Origin of the sequence: Chlorobium sp., from assembly GCF_049593655.1 — a bacterium.
Lineage (GTDB): Bacteria > Bacteroidota > Chlorobiia > Chlorobiales > Chlorobiaceae > Chlorobium.
In genome coordinates this window covers 1-16160 of record NZ_JBAWHG010000045.1, presented here as the reverse complement: position 1 = coordinate 16160, position 16160 = coordinate 1, and the positions used below count along the sequence as shown (strand labels likewise).

The following is a 16160-nucleotide window of genomic DNA, read 5'->3' as shown; positions in this document are numbered from 1 at the left end:
CGTCTTACGCAGTCCGCAAAGCGCTGTTCTCAACGGCAACGATCCCACGTGTTGACCCAAAAACGCCTCGCATATCGGTAATGTCCACGTCAGGAGCTGCCGTGTCTGCAGCGACGGTCATCGCCATTGCAGATAACGACACAACGAAAACAGGAAAGACCGACTCCAGTGGCGTCGTAACTCTCACGATTCCAACTCGCCGAAGCTATCAACTGCTTGTCGCGCACGCAGATTTTCCGGGAGCCGTGATTCCGTCGTGGGACCCGGCTGAGGATATTCAGGTATCGTTGGCGCCAACTGAGAACACAGGGTCAGTGCTGTGTCACAGCACCGGTTACATACCCGGTCTTGAGGGGCGCCTAAATCCGATTCTGGATACCAGCAACAGAACGTATTTATACGCCGACAATATCGCTATCAACGGAGGAGAGAACCAGCCAGCCACATTCAAAGTTAATCATCCCTTTGAGCTAGAGGATTGCAACGGGGTGGTAATGCAGGTTCGCGTGTTGCACATTCAAGGACGCACGTCACTAATCCAGTTCGTGCGGCCTCGATATGACCGCTAACCATCGGTTCCACCCGACGTCCCTGCCGCAGCTTCGCGTCGTCAGTGCCAAAGGTGAACCGGGACGTTCACTCGCCCTGGAGACCATGAAAAGCGATTTCTATTTCGGCCAGATGCTTTTCCACCTGACCTATGCCGGAAGGGAAAACCAATTGCTGTGCTGCGCCACGCCGCGGCAGAAGGAGTATGTCGCGAGATTTCTGGCGCATGTCATCGAATGGTACCCGGCGGAGCTTGAGGCGGGAATAGCCGCTGACGAGGCATTGCTGGCGTACGCGTTGTGGTCGGAGGCAAGTGCCTGACTGTCGGTTGATTTGCTGGGAGACTTGGGGATGTTGATCCGTAAGTAAAAACACTCTAACATACATCGAAAGAATAGTTTACATGTTCCGGGAAATGCGAAACGGTTTTTTGTTTGTCGCCCTTATAATCCGGAAAACAGCCTGAACGATTCGTTCGGCTTCGGGATTCAGGATGAGGTTTTGCCTGAAACGTAGCGGTGGATGAGGCTGGATACAAGAGTCTGGTAGGGGGTGGGTTGCTTGTGCTACCGGTATGTCGTCCCTACGGGACTGAGGAGAAAAGAGGATAGCTCTCGCGCCGGGATTTGCGCCCATGCCTTTTCAAAAACAATTCGCTGAAAGGAATTTGGTGTTGCGCCTCAGGAAAGTGCTGAAAGAAGTCGAAAACTTTTGTTTTTGCCGTTAACTCCCGATGAAAGCTCAAGTCCGATTAGAGGGAATATTGAGCAGGTGTTGGTTGAAGAGGGGAATAACGGAACTGTTTCTGTGATCCGGCAGCAGGAACGGGAGTTGGCATCGAGGAAAAAGACCCTGACGCCGAAGTTTGTCTGCAAGCACGCCGTATCGATGGCCGGGACTGGAAGACGGTTGGGAGTGATGACGAATGCGGTTGGCTATATGGTGAGAACCAGGTGAACGGTTGCTCGACAGAGCCGGAAGCTCTGTTTTTCGATAGTTAAATTACTGCCACGTACCACTCAAGAATTTGAGGAGTAAATATTATGCCTAACTTGTCAATCCATCGGACCGTCGGCCAGCCTTGCTGTCCGCAGTTCGCCGAGTTAGTACGTTAGGCAGATAAGTCATTTATGAAAAGCAATTTAGACGATAAGCACTTACTGGAACGAGCCCCATTCAGCAGTATCTTTCTGAAATACGCACTACCAAGCGTCGTCACGATGGTATTTTTTGGCGTGCAGAGTCTGGTAGATGGTATCGTAGTGGGAAATCATCTGGGGCCAGATGCTCTGGGCGGGATCAACATCATTCTGCCGTTTTTCAGCTTTATTATGGTGTTGGCGCTGATCGTCGGCATCGGAAGCCAGACTCAGGTCAGTATGGAACTGGGTCGCAAAAACACAGAAAAGGCGCAGGACGCTATGTCTACTGGCTTTTGGGCGCTGGTAGCGGTCAGTTTGATAGCAACGGTTTTCCTGGTTCTGTTCGCTGAACCGCTGACCTCACTGATGGGGGCCGACGAGCGCTTGCTGCCGTACTCTCTTGCCTACCTTAAAGGGCTTTTGCTGTTCATATTGCCGCTGACTTTATGCTTTTATTCCGATGCGATGCTGAAGGCATTGGGTCATCCCGGGTTCTCGATGATTATCATGTCACTCAGCGTGGCGATCAATGTGGTACTGACGGTCTATTTAGTGATGGGATTGGACTTGGGCACGACTGGAGCGAGCGTGGCCACTGGTCTGGCTTTCACCATTGGATTGTTGATTTCCGGGAGTATCACCTTTAATCCCAAACAACGGCTGTCGATGCTGAAGGGGCGTTTCAACATGCAGATATTGCGCCGCGCCGCTTACAACGGCTCATCCGAAGGTGTGTCTGAAATGGCGGCTGCGATCAGTATTCTGATCATCAATCTCACCGTCGTTCGTCTGTTGGGGGCTGACGGCGTGGCTGCGTTCACTGCCATCAACTTCGTTAACTTCATCGGTGTTTTGTTGTTCCTCGGAGTTTCGGATGGTCTGATCCCGGTACTGAGCTACAATTACGGAGCCGGAAACTACGAGCGGGTGAAGCGATTATTTCGCTTTGCCGCAGGGGTCAATATGAGTATCGGTGTCGTGGTGTTTGTCGTGTTGCAGTTATTCGGAGGCCATGCAATGCTGTTGTTTTTCGATAGCCGTGAAAGTCAGGCGTTCCGGATCGCTGCTGATGGCTTGCACATCTTCGCTTTCGTGTTTTTAGTAAACGGACTTAACGTGCTGATTATCGCCTATTTCACTGCACTGGGCGAAGCTACAAATTCATTTATCATTGCTGTGCTGCGTGGTTTGGTGTTCTTGCTGATTGGTGTCACTGTGTTACCAATATTTATCGGTATTAATGGTGTTTGGGCGGCAATCCCGCTGGCGGAATTGCTGGTACTGGGAGTGGCACTCCTACTGATTCATAGGATACACAAAAAATTGTTTGCACATGTATAGACATTTACCTGACAACCGGTTGCAGCGGCCACGTTAAGCCTTACATCACATGAAACTCATCCTGCCTGTTTTTTTTGCATTTATTGCGGCGACCGGAAATGCGTTGTTTGCATATGGTCAGAGGCAATCCGCCGGTATGAGTAACGGGCTGGTGTTTGTTGGCGCCAGCGCAATGGTGGCTTGTCTATTAGCTTTGTTTACCTCTCCGGTAGTTGGCCCGGTTAGTTGGGAGGGCATTCGTCAAAATCCGGGACTCGTCATCGTCAGCGGCATTGGGCTATTTCTCACCTATCTTGGTTTCAATCTGCTCTATGCAAATTTTGGCGTATCGCCCTACATTTTGTATGCAGTCATTTCAATCGTAACAACTACGGTAGTTGTTGGTATTCTTCTACTCAGGGAGCCAGTAAATGCGTATCACATGGCGGCAATCGTCGCTGCGATTGTTACGGTCATCTTATTCTCTATCGGGCAGTCCAAGGCCTAACCCTTTGGTCGAGAGGCACCGCCTGCCTGCATTGCCGGAAGGTTCCCTCCGCGTGCAGGCACGGCTTATCGATAGCCGTTTCATCCGATAGAGCGGGTCTTGTTATTGTTCTGATCGAGGGTGCTGAGATGCGGAATGCAGAAGCCGGAGGTGGTGTTCTCCAGCTGCGTTATCAGCTTGCGTGCGCTTTCACCGTCGAGCATGAAGTGGCGGTTGCCGGGAGAAACGATGCCCCAGGTAGCGTAGTAGGGCATAGTGCGATGCTGAACCAGCTTTTCGTACATCGTTCTCAGGGTGTCTACATCGTCGTTGATGCCCTTGAGAATCGGCCCCTGCTGGAGAAGCACGATTCCGGCATCGGAAAGACGGTCGAGCACGCTGCACACCTCGTCACTCAACTCTCGCGGATGAATAAACGAGGTGATCATGATGAGGGGTTTAAACCAGCTGAGCATCTCGATCAACTCACTGGTAAAGATTTCCGGGGCGAATATGGGCGCACGGGTAGTAATGCGGATGATCTCCACATGGGGAATGCAGCGAACTTCATACAATGCGTGTTCCAGGCGATCGGGGTTTCCGTACATCGGGTCACCGCCCGTGAAGATCACGTCACGGATCGATTCGTTTTTTCGCAGATACTCGATGGCCTTGTCGAGCCGCCGTCCGTCAAGAGTTGACGCGACTTTCTCCGACCTGAAGCAAAAACGGCAGTGGGAAAAACAGGCGGTAGTGTACATAAGCAAAACCTTGCCCGGATAGCGGTGGATGATTCCTTCAACCGGCTGATATTTGGCCTCGTCCCGATGCATATCCAGCGCTTCATCATCGGGGTATCGCACCAGCTCTTCGACTGAAGGAATGACAAGCTTCCTGAGCGGATCGTCAGGATTGTCGCGATCCAGCAACTCCGCATAATGCCTCGTGATTTTCATCGGCATGACCGGTCTGCACTTGCAGATTCCCTCTTTCTCTGCATCGGTCAGCGTGACATATTCAGCGAGCTGCTCCTGTGTGGTGATAAGATCGTGTTTCACGCACCTCCCGTTCATCGTCTTCTCCAGTTATTGCCTCCATCGATACTTTATTTTTCGCGGAAATAATGTAGCTCAAAACATTGTTACGTCAGCGTAACATCTCAAGGGCGCGACTCCTGTTTTGTTTTTTGGAACGATATGTTGAGGGCGCGTTCATAACCACGTCAACGTTTACTTTGGAGAGAGCGCCTGTGTCGCTTCTTTTTTAACCGGTATACCGCTCCCGACATGTCCGGTCTGAATAAAGGGGTGGATGGGTTGCCTGTGCTGCCGGCATGTCGCGCGTTCATGCCTCTTCAAACCCCGCAGGGGTGCAATGTCGGTAGAGAAGCGCTCCCTCCTCCCTCTTCCAGCACGGTTTTGTTTCAGAGGGACAAGTATTGTTGTTATATTAAACACTGAAAAAAGGTCTGAATTCAGTTCTTAATAATGCTCTTTTTTATGAAAACCATACGGATTTCAAGCGATATCATTCCTCTTGGTGAGTTCAAGACGGGAATCTCTGCCTGCCTGAAAAAGGTTCAGGATACGGGGCATCCGCTCATTATCACCCAGAACGGCCGGCCTGCAGGGGTGCTGCTTTCTCCGGCTGAATATGATGCGCTGGTGTATCGGAGGCAATTTGCCGAATCAGTCGGCCTTGGGCTTCTGGCGGCTGAAGCCGGGGAAGTGTACGATACGGAAGGGGTAAGGAAAAAGATGAAAGAGAAACGTGCATCCGCAAATCAATGAAGGTGGTTTGGACAAGCGTTGCTGTCGATAAAGGAATAGGGCACGTTCATGCCTCTTCAAACCCCGCAGGGGTGCAATGTCGGTAGATAAGCGCTCCCTCCCTCCCACATCCAGCTCCGCAGGAGCTGCATGAGACTTCGGAGCATCGATCCTGATTCACAATAAGTCTGCAAGGTATTGAAGGGTACCTCTATAAAGTTATTGCGCACCCAAATTGCTGCGTTGGTCGGTGCTCGAAATCCTCATGTATTACGTGTACACTCCGGTTTCTCCGCTCCGTCCGCGCTGCTATACTCGCGCTCCTTTATGGAGCTTGCACTTTGATCGCTCATCTCACTTTATAGTGGTGCCCTGAAGAGAAACCGGACAGACGCGCGCCGTTCAGGGCTCTGCCCATTGTGCGCAGTTGCGCCAGCTCATGACGCTTACTCCGCCTCTTTCGTATGAATCGTCACCTCCGTAGATCAGCCAGGGCTGAAGCGCCTCGTCAGCGGCAAATCGTGCGGCTTTGAGGCCTGAGCGGATATAGTCGCCGGTAATGGTCTGGCCTGATTTTATTTCTATCGGCTGAAGCATTCTGCCCCTTTCAAAAACAATATCGGCTTCGAGCCCGTTGTTGTCGCGCCAGAAGTAGAGGTCGGCAGGAAGTCCACGGTTATACCGGGCTTTGAGGCATTCGCTGACGATGCATGATTCAAAAATTGCTCCTCTCAGGGGATGAATGGCAAGAAGTTCGGATGAACGGATGCCAAGAAGCCAGCAGGCAAGACCCTGATCGATAAAATAGAGCTTCGGCGTTTTTACGAGCCTCTTTCCGAAGTTTCTGTAGTATGGCGGAAGCAGATGAACAAGGTAACTCGATTCGAGAACCGAAAGCCATGAACGGGCGGTTGTATGGGAAATGCCTGTTTCGCCCGCAAGAGCATGCAGGTTCAGCATCTGTCCGTTTCTCCCTGCACAGAGGCGCACAAAGCGCTGGAAGACCGACAGATCCTGAATTTTTATGACCTGCCGGACATCCCTTTCGATATAGGTTGCCGTATAACTGGAAAACCAGTCGCCATGCAGCATGTTTCGGGCATGAAGGGCGGGATAGCATCCCTGCAGGAGCAGATGGTCGAGAGATATCGAATGCTCGCCAACTCCCGGTATTTCCGACAGCGATAACGGGAGCAGCGTGGTCATGCCCACGCGGCCGGCAAGCGACTGGCTTACTCCGGAGAGCAGTCCGAATTGCTGTGAACCGGTTACGATGAATTTTCCGGGAACCGGTGCTTCGTCAACCATGCCCTGAAGGTACGAAAACAGATCAGGCCAGCGTTGCGCCTCATCGAAGATGGCTCCATCACGAAACCGCTGAAGGAATCCTTTCGGGTCTTCCATCGCGAATGCCCGTTCTGCAGGATCTTCAAGCGTAACATAAGGCTTGCCGGCAAAAACGGATTTTGCCAGCGTTGTTTTTCCCGATTGCCTTGGTCCGGTTATCGCAATAACAGGAAATGCGTTGGCCAACCGCTGAAGGGTTGCTGTCATGTTTCGATAGATCATAGAAAATTATACAATTTTAAAGTTGAAAATTCAAATTGTATAAAATGTGTGGATAGCGAGGAACCCGGACGGGGAGGCGTTGTCCGTTGCGATGAGGAAAAAAGGTCAGTTCGAGTAAAAAGCGATCAGGCCGAAGGAGACAAAGAGCACGGAGGCCAGAAGAATGGTATAGTCGCTGATCCTGCGCATGAAGGCCGTTTTGTTCTCCTTGTACAGGCTTGCGATCACGATCACGGCGACGTTGTTCGCCAGAAGGTAATAGGTGGAAGCCGGCAGATTTTCCGAGGAAGTGAAATAGAGCAGGAGCAGTCCGCTTATCAGGCTCGTGACGATGAGAAACCGTTTCGTTTGCGCGAAGGAGAGCGTGTTGGCGATGGTTTTGATGCCGCTCATACGGTCGCCCCGGTGGTCGCGCATGTCCCACATCACCTCCACGAAAAACGCGCATATGAACACATACCCCCAGCAGATCCAGGCTTTCAGCGACAGCGCCTCTCCTTCGAAAAACAGGGGCAGAAAGACGAGCGCGGTGGCCCAGTCGATGGGAGGGGTGAGATTCTTGACGATGTAGATGTCTTTCAGACGCCGCGCTCCGTTCAGGCGACGGGAGAGGAAAGGGGGAAAGCATTTGTGGTTGTACAGAAAGCCGATGAGGATGACGAGCGCCGTCGTCAGGAACGCAGGCTGCCCGAACTGAAAGGCTGTGACGAGTGAGACCAGGGAGAGCAGGTAGAAGGTCGCGTAGGTGATAAGCGCTTCGTGCCGGATTGCGTTTTTCAGCCCTTCCGGGTCGTTCGTGGCGTCTTCGCCTTCGTCGGTAAGCCGGTTGTCCTGGTAGATCGAGAAGGTCAGGAAGAACACCGTCAGGACGGCCCATCCGCTGACCGGAATATCGAAATACAGCGACCAGCTCGCGGCTCCGAGCGAGGAGAGAAGCGACAGATGCAGTTTGTTTCTGAAGAAGTAGTGCGGCACGTTCTGTTCTTCCTCCCGGTTGATTGTAAAGGGCCCCTCTGTAACGATTCCGTCCTGCCTGCAACTCGATTGCTCATCACCCGTTACAGAGGGGCCTGAAACTATTTCGCTGTGGGCGATCCGCTATCCTGTTTCGCCACCGGCGGGAATTTGCCGGGGTCGATGACGAACCAGACCTCGTTGAGTTTATGGCCGTTCGTATCGCCGGCCTTCAGGTCCATGGCGTAATAGTAGAGCGGATATCCGCGGAAGGTGCTCTGTTTCTTCCCGTCAGGCCGGTCCATGGCGCCGAAATCGGTTGCCTTGAGGGATGGAGGAACGGTGAACACGGCACCGCCGAAAAATGCCGGCCACTTTTCCAGACAGGCACCCGTGCAGGCGCTTGTGTTTTTGGAATCTTTTTTAAACCAGTAGAGCGTTTTACCGCTGCCGTCGGCAAGATAGCTGCCGATACCCTCTTTCTGCCCGACCGTTACCGACGGATTCGCGGCAATGGCGGTGTTCAGGGCGATAAACATCATCGCGGCGCCAAAAATAAACAGCACAATCTTTTTCATGGTCTTCTCCCTTCGCGTGTTGATTGATTAATACGGATCGTCCGGTACTGCATTTCAAGAAAAGCCCTGACTGCCGGTATTGATTATGGGGGGAAGCAAAATCATCAGGTGAGCCAGTCAATAAAAACAGCCTGGCAAACATAAAAAGTTGCAGTTCCGGCAACTTTGCTTCGGAAAATAAAGCATGTTTCGGGGAGTGCGGTCGCGTAGGCGGAGACTTCGGACAATTGTTTTTTTGACGGGAGCAATTGCGGTGAGGCAGGGCCGAATGGATGGCGTGCGGCAACATTCCGCTCCCCTTGCGGCTATGCCGACCGGCGAGATGTGCGCACGATCGTGAACCCTTGGATAGCCTAAAGCGTTAATCTTCTGGCTGGGCGTAATCCTGAACGTTCACTTCAGGGTTTCGTGGCGATCGGGGTTGACGGAGGGGATTCGGTTCCGCGATGCGCAGAAAGGTGCGGATTTTAAAAGAAAATCGCCTTGGACAACGCCGGTATTTTGTTTTTAATTAACGTGATAAGGATGTTGTAACAGGGCTGCAGGCTGCGATCGGCTCGATTTTTTTTGCGTCCGTTTTTCCTGCGGATGCCGGATACGCGATTGAAGCGTGTTGCACTGCATTGTCCATCCGCAGGCATTCCCCGCGCTGCGGCACTTCATGGTATCGGGTCGTCCCGGAAGGAGTTCCCGAGGCATCCGGTCCCTCTTCCTGCCGGATTCGATGCATCCATTCGATGGCGGCAGCGTGATGCTGCATCTTCTCGCCGACGGTCCGGTTATCCGGTAACCGGGCCTTTACTCCGGATGTGCCGCCCTGAAAGAAAAGGTTTTTGCAAATGCAAGGTGCGGGAAACGGGGCGTCATCCGTCGTTATGTATAGATAAACACGTAAACAATTGGTCATGATTGAACACTTCTTTCCGCAGATTCTGTTGCTTCTTGCTCTCACCGTAGCCGTGGTGATCGTTTTTCAGAGGATGCGCATTCCCTCGAGCCTCGGCTATCTTCTGGTCGGCGTCATACTTGGCCCCCATACCAAAGGGCCCGTACTCGATGTGCAGCCGATCCGGGAACTGGCGGAATTCGGCATCGTATTTCTGCTGTTCACCATCGGCCTCAACTTTTCGCTTCCGCAGATCCACGCCCTCCGCCATCTGGTGCTTGGTCTGGGCACCGCGCAGGTGCTGCTTACCACGATTGCCGTCGGGCTCCTTCTCTGGCTTTCCGGTCTTTCGCCGATGGTCGCCTTCGTAGTGGGTGCCATCTTTGCCCAGTCATCGACAACCATCATCAGCAAGCAGCTTGCCGAACAGGGGGAGGAAAATACCCGGCATGGACGGCTCGGCGTCGCCCTGTCCGTATTCCAGGATGTCACGGCCGTGCCGTTCGTCGTCGTCATTCCGGTACTGGCCGCGTCCACATTCGGCGCCGGTTTACTGGCCACATCCCTCGGTTGGGCCTTCGCCAAGGCGATAGCCGCTTTCGCGCTGGTGTTCGTTATCGGACGCTGGGCATTGCGGCCGCTTTTCCATATGGCTTCGGAGCGCCGTTCGGCCGAGATATTCACCCTCACGGTGCTGCTTGTTTCGCTTGTTGCGGCATGGATCACCAGCAGCCTTGGGCTTTCGATGGCATTCGGGGCTTTCCTTGCAGGAATGATGCTGGGTGAAACGGAGTTCCGTCACCAGGTGGAATCGACCATCCGGCCGTTCAGGGACGTGCTGCTTGGCCTGTTTTTCATTGGAATCGGCATGCTTTTCGATCTTGCCTCCCTTCCTGCGATATGGCATTTTGCCCTGCTCGGCGCCCTTATCCTCATGCTGTTCAAGACCCTGCTGGTGTCGCAGATCGTGAGGATGAGCGGTATCGATCCGGTTACCTCATGGCGGACAGGCTGGCTTCTTGCCGTAGGCGGCGAGTTCGGTTTCGCCCTGCTTGCCATCGCTCTCGACTCCCGGTCGCTCGATTCGCGTACCGGACAGATCGTGCTGACGTCGGTCCTTTTTTCGATGATTCTCGCGCCGTTTTTCATCCGCTACAACCACGAACTGGCCCGTTTGTTCACCGGAGGGAAACCGGGGAGTGAAAGCGACGAGAAAAGTCAGGTTCCCGGTGAAATTCCTTCGCAGACCCGCGATCATGTAATTATCTGCGGTTACGGGCGCATCGGCCAGAGCGTGGCGCATTTTCTGGAAAAGGAAGCCATACCCTATGTGGCGCTCGACATGGACGCTTCAAGAGTGAAGGAGGCCCATCTTGCAGGCGAGCCGGTTTTTTACGGGGACGCTTCCGAGCGTGACATGCTGGAAACCATCGGTATCGATGCCGCCAAAATGGTCGTCATCAGTCACGAAGATGTGGCAAACGCCCTCAAGACCCTGCATCATATCCGCGCGCTTCGTCCCGATATACCCGTAATGGTCCGTACCCGCGATGAAAGTCATCTCGAAGAACTGCGGCAGGCCGGCGCCACGGAAGTGGTTCCCGAAACGCTCGAAGCCAGTCTGATGATTTCATTGCATGTGCTGCTTCTGCTCAATGTTCCTGCCGACCGCGTTCTGCGCTGCCTCCAGGATCAGCGCGAAGGGCACTACCAGTTTCTCAGAGAGTTTTTCAAGGGCAATGCCCTCATGACCGAAGGGGTATTCGAATACACGGCCGACCGGCTGCGGCCTGTCGTGCTGACGCCGGGAAGCAACGCCGAAGGGAAGCGGCTGGGCGACCTCGATCTGAAAGCGGTCATGGTCACTGCGATCGTCCGCAAAGGCGAGCGGCAGATGGAGCCCTCTGCCGATACCATGCTCCTTGCGGACGATGTGCTCGTGCTCTCCGGGAACGCCCTGGCACTGGATCAGGCCGAACAATTTCTTGTCGGCTGAGAGGGCCTGCCGTATTGCCTGAATGCCCGATGAGCCGGAAACGCTCAGCATGGATTGTCGTTCATGGGGCGCACGCTGAACTGCGGGGCAGGGAAATGTGTTAATGGAGGAAATTGACTGCAATAGCTGCAATAGCGGAACAAACCAGGGGATTTTACCATGTCGATACTGTTCACTCCGGCAACGCTCGGCCCGACAGCGCTTCAGAACCGTATGGTGATGGCGCCCATGACGCGCAGCCGGGCGACCGGCAACCTTCCCAATGCGCTTATGGCCGAGTATTACGCACAGCGCGCATCGGCGGGGCTCATCATCACCGAGGGAACCTCCTCTTCGCCGAACGGTCTGGGTTACCCGCGCATACCGGGAATATTTTCCCTGGCGCAAATCGAGGGATGGAGAGCCGTTACCGGAGCGGTGCATGCAAAGGGCTCAAAAATGTTTCTGCAGGTCATGCACTGCGGGCGGATATCCCATCCGCTGAACATGCCCGGAAGCGCCCGTGTGCTTGCGCCTTCAGCCGTTGCGGCTGCCGGCACGATGTACACGGATGGGGCTGGGCTGCAGCCTTTTCCCGTACCGGAGGCCATGAGCGCGGAGGATATACGCTCCACCGTCGCCGAATATGCCGATGCCGCCCGCAATGCCGTGGCGGCGGGATTCGACGGCGTGGAGCTGCACGGCGCGAACGGCTACCTGCTTGAACAGTTCATCCGCCCCAATACGAACCTTCGCACCGACCGGTACGGCGGTTCCATGGAAAACCGAGCGCGGTTTGTGCTCGAAGTGGTGGATGCGGTGATCGGGGCCGTCGGCAGGGAGCGCGTGGGCATAAGGCTTTCCCCCTTCGGGGTGTTCAACGACATGCCGCTGTATGACGGCATGGAGGCTGATTACGCCTATCTTGCCGGCCGGCTCGAAGTTTCGGCTCCTGCGTACCTTCACATTGTGGACCACTCATCGATGGGAGCGCCGGTGGTGCCGGAGGGCATCAAGGCGATGTTCCGCTCCGCGTTCAGCGGGGTGCTGATCCTTTCCGGCGGTTACGATGCCGTTCGGGCCGAAAGCGATCTGGCTGCGGGCAGGTGCGATCTCGTGGCTTTCGGAAGGCATTTTCTTGCCAATCCCGATCTTGCCGAGCGCTTTAAAACCGGAGCGGCGCTGAACACTCCCGATATGGATACGTTTTATTCTCCAGGGTCGAAGGGATATACCGACTATCCGGCGCTCTCATCCCCGTTTTGAAGGGGGTGGCCGGTACGGGTTGCACCGGACCGAAAGGGGGGTAACCTTGTACCGGGTTACTTCCGTTCGAACATGGCCAGAACAACCCTGTCGGATGTCGTATAGGCTTTGATAGCCTGACAATCGTCATACCGCCACAGTCCGCTTGCAGGGTTGTATTCCAGAGATTTGCACCAGATGGTTTCACCCGAATCGTTGACGATTTTGTATGGTATCAGAATTTCGACATTGGTCGCATTGGTCGCTCCGGAGATATAGGGAGGGTAGTCGGGGCCGGTTCTGTGCATCGGGGCGAACGGGTTGATGGCTCCATTCAGTGCATCGCACAGGGATTCGTTTGCATAAATGGCGGCATCGTCGTTGTTCAGGTAGAAACAGTTTGCTTCAATTTCGCTCCTGTTTTCCGCAACGGATCCTGTTTTGAATACAACCAGAAAATTCCCGTACGACTTGGGACAGCATTTTTTGAAGTCGCGCAGGATGTCGGTATCGAGCGTGCCCAGTACGCGGAAATTATCTATCCACCGCAGTTTGCCGTCTTCGCCGCCAAAAGAGATTTTGTTCTGGTAATCGTTTCTCGGACCGATCTTGAATGGATCGTAAGAAGAGTGCGACGCGGGATCGGCGTGTTCTCCCTGTGCCTGTGCCGATTCGGTTTCGTTCAATCCTGTTTCCGTCATCAGTTGCCATTCGCTCTCCGTCCAGTCATCTTCCGGGCGGTTATTGACGGGACAGCCCTGCTCCAGCCAGAGTTTGTAGGCAAGCGTCCGGATCTCTTGTTCGGTGATTTTCGCCATGGGCGGTTTTCCTCGGTTTAAAAGGTTGAGAGGGCAAGGGGCTACTGCGTCCGGACACAGGATGTTTGGGTGCAGCAGAAGATAGCTGTTTCCGGACGGAAAAAAAGCCGTTTACCGCAGCGAATCAACATGAAAAAAATACGCAGTTGAGCTGTCGGGTACAAGAAAAAGGTTTGCATTCGTGTTCCGAAAGTTTTCGGTTTTATGAAAGCAAATCTGATTTCAGGGAATAAATCATTTCTATCCATGGATAGTGGGCATCAGAAAAAGAACGGCGCTTCGCATGATGCGGGCTGTTCGGATTGCGGGTTCCTGAACTGCTACAGGCAGGAGAGCCGGTTTCCGGATTTCTGTCCCGGAGAGATCGTCGAAGACCGATGCTCTGGCGACGACGCTCATCGTCAAGGAGAGGGTTTTCGCGCACAACCCGGCTGCAGCCCTCTATACCAGCGGCTCCCGTTAATCCTCATCTGTTCCGCGTACACTTCGGTTTTTCCGGCTCCTTCCGACTTGCTCATTGATCGCTCATGACACGGTAAAGGGAGTGAAAAAGCGGAAAACGATGAGTTGCATCGGGGGATAATCCCGTTTACAAGGGTTCCTGAGAGTCGAATCACGTTCTTTTTGCATGGATTTTTCTTTGTTTATTTTTGCTTTAATATAAAGAGTTATTTTTTTTGCAAATTATTTTTCATTACTATTACAGCGGAGTCAATTTCTCATTGACATTGAATCGAGGCGTATTGGCAGGAGAACGTCAGGGTTTTGTCTTATGCCGACTTTGATTGTTACACTCGGGGATCGATATCCGTGATGGTTATCAGGGAATTTTCGATAAAAGGACGGGATGAGATGAACACAGTCAGGATTGCGGCTATCGTGCTGATTTTATCCGGTGTTCTGGGATTGGTTTACGGTAGTTTCAGCTACACCAAAAAGATCGGGGAGGTCAAGTCTGGATCGATCGAATTGTCGATAAAGGAAAAGCAGACGGTCAACATTCCTGTATGGGCGGGTGCAGCGGCTATTGTGATTGGCGGCTTACTTCTGCTTCTGGCGAGCAGTAGACGTCAGCTCTGAAAAGGCCAGGGACAGACTTTCAGCACCTATTCCGGAATATCGCCGACAAGCTTGAACGTCGAATTGTCATGAGTGCTCCTGATTGAGTCGAGGCTTCTCTCAATGCGGGGTTATGAATGAGATATCCGCTTATCTCTGCCGCAAGCAATAAATAATCAATTAATAAATGCAAGACAGCGTATCCCTCAAGCGCAGAGGGAATAGGTTTTTATGTTTTAAATGATGTGTTTTTATGTAATTATGAGCGTATAATCATGATAATTTCTTTATTGACCTTGTGATTTTGCTGTGAGGCGCTGGTTGTCGGTATCTGAAGGTTTCTATGGTGCTTCAATGGCGCCTCCGACAATTGAGATCGGCTGTTATTATTTGAATCCTTCGATGACCGGCATGGGTGATGCTGTGCCTGAGAATACTCTTGGCAGGCTTATAAGTCATTTTTTATTATAGCATAAGCTATTCAGTTGTAAACTATTTCCCCCGGAGATTTATTGATAACAAATAAAAAAAATGATCAGATGAAGAAATTAAAAGGCGCATTTCCAATGCTATGTTCTGCCGCAATGCTCTTGTCATCACCTGCCGAGGCGCTGGTAGTACAGCCGATTTCACCGAACATTCACGGCAAGTCGCTTACAACTCCCATTGCATGGGGGAATGCCTACGGAACCATCTACGCAGGAGCGGCTTTTACAACACCAGCCCCCTACACTGATGAACTCGAAACCGCAGCAGCACTTGGAATCGGGATCGGTAACCCATACAAAAATCTTGGTCTGCAGGCTACACTGCTTGCAATCGATCTTGGAGAGTTCGATGATTTTTCCCTGAATCTTCACGCATTCCGCGCGTTCGGAAGTTCATCCGCCATAGGTATCGGCGTGGAAAACATCTTTCTGAACGAGACGGATGAATGGGATACCGACGAAAGCTATTACATCGTATTCAGTCAAAGCTTCGGCGGAGATGCTTTAGTCAATGAGCAAACTAACAGCTCCAAGCTTCATTTCAGTATCGGAGCAGGAAACGGCCGTTTCGGAAATAAAAGCGGATGGGACATCGCTGATGGAAAAGGGGAGCACGGAACCTATGTATTCGGCAATATAGCCTATGAATTGTTCAATGAATTCAATGTTATTGCCGACTGGAACGGTCTTAACCTGAATGTTGGTGTATCAAAGAACTTTCTCATCGATAACCGTCTCCCTATTGTCATAACGATAGGAGCGGCGGATCTCACTGATAATTCCGGTGACGGTGTTCGTTTGATAGCCGGTATTGGCACCGGATTTATGCTTTAGTTTCATTAACCCTCAACACAGGAGAGCAATCATGAAAAAAAAACATCTGTTTCTTTCGGTTGCAGTCGGCATGATTTTTCTTTCATCGCCGCTGCTGGCTTGCGATCTGCCAGTACCGCCACCGCCGACACCGCCTCCGGTTACGCCGCCGCCTCCGGTCCCGATCAGCAACACCGTTCCTGTTGTAAACGTACCGAGTGTGATACAGGTCGGGCAAATCGGCAGCAACGCCGTTAACGTGACCGGTTTGCATGACAATCGTCAGTTCGAAGAGCCGGTTTATGCAAATGAAAAGGAACCATCAGAAAAAGAGGATACCATAGCAACGATTGATAATTCTGAAGCAGTTGAGCTTGCACCGAAGAATCCAAGAAATTGAATGCGCTGTCTTCAGGGTTCGGCAGCATGTTTTTTGTGTGCCACGCTGGATTGCCCGATAAACCGGCAGGAACGGTCGCAGGCACTTCCAGGCCTCACGCCGCAATGC

The 16160-nt window shown here is 52.7% G+C and carries 15 protein-coding genes and 1 pseudogene; 10 read left to right on the top strand and 6 right to left on the bottom strand.

Annotated elements, in window-relative coordinates; translation table 11 throughout:
- The 4 genes and pseudogenes from WBP50_RS07400 to WBP50_RS07385 all read left to right on the top strand — a co-directional run.
- Nucleotides 1–569, top strand: a pseudogene (locus WBP50_RS07400) (toll/interleukin-1 receptor domain-containing protein); the annotation flags it as partial.
- Complete coding sequence (locus tag WBP50_RS07395; protein ID WP_423932921.1) at nt 559–870, top strand: hypothetical protein; 312 nt, start codon at nt 559–561, stop codon at nt 868–870. The pseudogene WBP50_RS07400 and the gene WBP50_RS07395, both read left to right, overlap by 11 nt.
- Before the next feature lie 809 nt (nt 871–1679).
- On the top strand, nt 1680–3032 hold the full coding sequence (locus WBP50_RS07390; RefSeq protein ID WP_423932918.1) for an MATE family efflux transporter: 1353 nt from the start codon (nt 1680–1682) through the stop codon (nt 3030–3032).
- 49 nt (nt 3033–3081) lie between these two features.
- On the top strand, nt 3082–3519 hold the full coding sequence (locus WBP50_RS07385; protein ID WP_423932916.1) for a transporter: 438 nt from the start codon (nt 3082–3084) through the stop codon (nt 3517–3519).
- An 80-nt stretch (nt 3520–3599) separates the two neighbouring features.
- Here WBP50_RS07385 and WBP50_RS07380 read toward each other — a convergent pair whose 3' ends face one another.
- The gene (locus WBP50_RS07380; protein WP_423932913.1) at nt 3600–4556 is read right to left on the bottom strand and encodes a KamA family radical SAM protein; all 957 of its coding nucleotides are present in this window, start codon (nt 4554–4556) and stop codon (nt 3600–3602) included.
- Between the two features lie 441 nt (nt 4557–4997).
- Between WBP50_RS07380 and WBP50_RS07375 the strand changes: the two genes are divergently transcribed.
- Complete coding sequence (locus WBP50_RS07375; RefSeq protein ID WP_423932911.1) at nt 4998–5288, top strand: type II toxin-antitoxin system Phd/YefM family antitoxin; 291 nt, start codon at nt 4998–5000, stop codon at nt 5286–5288.
- A 381-nt stretch (nt 5289–5669) separates the two neighbouring features.
- On the opposite strand, the gene WBP50_RS07370 is transcribed toward WBP50_RS07375, so the two are convergent.
- The 3 genes from WBP50_RS07370 to WBP50_RS07360 form a co-directional block, all read right to left on the bottom strand.
- Nucleotides 5670–6821 carry an ATP-binding protein gene (locus WBP50_RS07370; protein ID WP_423932909.1) on the bottom strand — a complete coding sequence of 384 codons (1152 nt, stop codon included), beginning with the start codon at nt 6819–6821 and terminating at the stop codon, nt 5670–5672.
- Nucleotides 6822–6941: 120 nt separating this feature from the next.
- Nucleotides 6942–7811, bottom strand: coding sequence for a UbiA family prenyltransferase (locus WBP50_RS07365; RefSeq protein WP_423932908.1), 870 nt, complete (start codon nt 7809–7811; stop codon nt 6942–6944).
- A gap of 101 nt (nt 7812–7912) precedes the next feature.
- On the bottom strand, nt 7913–8368 hold the full coding sequence (locus tag WBP50_RS07360; protein ID WP_423932907.1) for a hypothetical protein: 456 nt from the start codon (nt 8366–8368) through the stop codon (nt 7913–7915).
- 905 nt (nt 8369–9273) lie between these two features.
- Here WBP50_RS07360 and WBP50_RS07355 point away from each other — a divergent pair.
- Complete coding sequence (locus tag WBP50_RS07355) at nt 9274–11250, top strand: cation:proton antiporter (RefSeq protein ID WP_423932905.1); 1977 nt, start codon at nt 9274–9276, stop codon at nt 11248–11250.
- Between the two features lie 159 nt (nt 11251–11409).
- A complete protein-coding gene (locus WBP50_RS07350; protein WP_423932903.1) occupies nt 11410–12495 on the top strand; it encodes an alkene reductase in 1086 nt (361 codons plus the stop codon).
- A 56-nt stretch (nt 12496–12551) separates the two neighbouring features.
- On the opposite strand, the gene WBP50_RS07345 is transcribed toward WBP50_RS07350, so the two are convergent.
- Together WBP50_RS07345 and WBP50_RS07340 are read right to left on the bottom strand one after the other, a co-directional pair.
- Nucleotides 12552–13292, bottom strand: a complete 741-nt coding sequence (locus WBP50_RS07345) for a DUF2934 domain-containing protein (RefSeq protein ID WP_423932900.1) — start codon at nt 13290–13292, stop codon at nt 12552–12554.
- Between the two features lie 240 nt (nt 13293–13532).
- Complete coding sequence (locus WBP50_RS07340; protein WP_423932897.1) at nt 13533–13691, bottom strand: hypothetical protein; 159 nt, start codon at nt 13689–13691, stop codon at nt 13533–13535.
- A gap of 453 nt (nt 13692–14144) precedes the next feature.
- Between WBP50_RS07340 and WBP50_RS07335 the strand changes: the two genes are divergently transcribed.
- The 3 genes from WBP50_RS07335 to WBP50_RS07325 all read left to right on the top strand — a co-directional run bounded on the left by WBP50_RS07335 (nt 14145) and on the right by WBP50_RS07325 (nt 16052).
- On the top strand, nt 14145–14372 hold the full coding sequence (locus WBP50_RS07335) for a hypothetical protein (protein ID WP_423932895.1): 228 nt from the start codon (nt 14145–14147) through the stop codon (nt 14370–14372).
- Nucleotides 14373–14890: 518 nt separating this feature from the next.
- Complete coding sequence (locus tag WBP50_RS07330) at nt 14891–15673, top strand: hypothetical protein (RefSeq protein ID WP_423932893.1); 783 nt, start codon at nt 14891–14893, stop codon at nt 15671–15673.
- Between the two features lie 31 nt (nt 15674–15704).
- Entirely contained in the window at nt 15705–16052 is a 348-nt protein-coding gene (locus WBP50_RS07325; RefSeq protein WP_423932891.1) for a hypothetical protein, read from the top strand.
- The last annotated feature ends 108 nt before the right edge of the window (nt 16053–16160 follow it).

Bases quoted from the DNA above. Each gene is read 5' to 3' on its own strand.
- WBP50_RS07330 (WP_423932893.1), top strand. From the start codon at position 14,891: ATGAAGAAATTAAAAGGCGCATTTCCAATGCTATGTTCTGCCGCAATG.
- WBP50_RS07395 (WP_423932921.1), top strand. From the start codon at position 559: ATGACCGCTAACCATCGGTTCCACCCGACGTCCCTGCCGCAGCTTCGC.
- WBP50_RS07360 (WP_423932907.1), bottom strand. From the start codon at position 8,368: ATGAAAAAGATTGTGCTGTTTATTTTTGGCGCCGCGATGATGTTTATC.
- WBP50_RS07375 (WP_423932911.1), top strand. From the start codon at position 4,998: ATGAAAACCATACGGATTTCAAGCGATATCATTCCTCTTGGTGAGTTC.
- WBP50_RS07340 (WP_423932897.1), bottom strand. From the start codon at position 13,691: ATGAGCGTCGTCGCCAGAGCATCGGTCTTCGACGATCTCTCCGGGACA.
- WBP50_RS07345 (WP_423932900.1), bottom strand. From the start codon at position 13,292: ATGGCGAAAATCACCGAACAAGAGATCCGGACGCTTGCCTACAAACTC.
- WBP50_RS07355 (WP_423932905.1), top strand. From the start codon at position 9,274: ATGATTGAACACTTCTTTCCGCAGATTCTGTTGCTTCTTGCTCTCACC.
- WBP50_RS07335 (WP_423932895.1), top strand. From the start codon at position 14,145: ATGAACACAGTCAGGATTGCGGCTATCGTGCTGATTTTATCCGGTGTT.
- WBP50_RS07385 (WP_423932916.1), top strand. From the start codon at position 3,082: ATGAAACTCATCCTGCCTGTTTTTTTTGCATTTATTGCGGCGACCGGA.
- WBP50_RS07370 (WP_423932909.1), bottom strand. From the start codon at position 6,821: ATGACAGCAACCCTTCAGCGGTTGGCCAACGCATTTCCTGTTATTGCG.
- WBP50_RS07325 (WP_423932891.1), top strand. From the start codon at position 15,705: ATGAAAAAAAAACATCTGTTTCTTTCGGTTGCAGTCGGCATGATTTTT.
- WBP50_RS07390 (WP_423932918.1), top strand. From the start codon at position 1,680: ATGAAAAGCAATTTAGACGATAAGCACTTACTGGAACGAGCCCCATTC.
- WBP50_RS07350 (WP_423932903.1), top strand. From the start codon at position 11,410: ATGTCGATACTGTTCACTCCGGCAACGCTCGGCCCGACAGCGCTTCAG.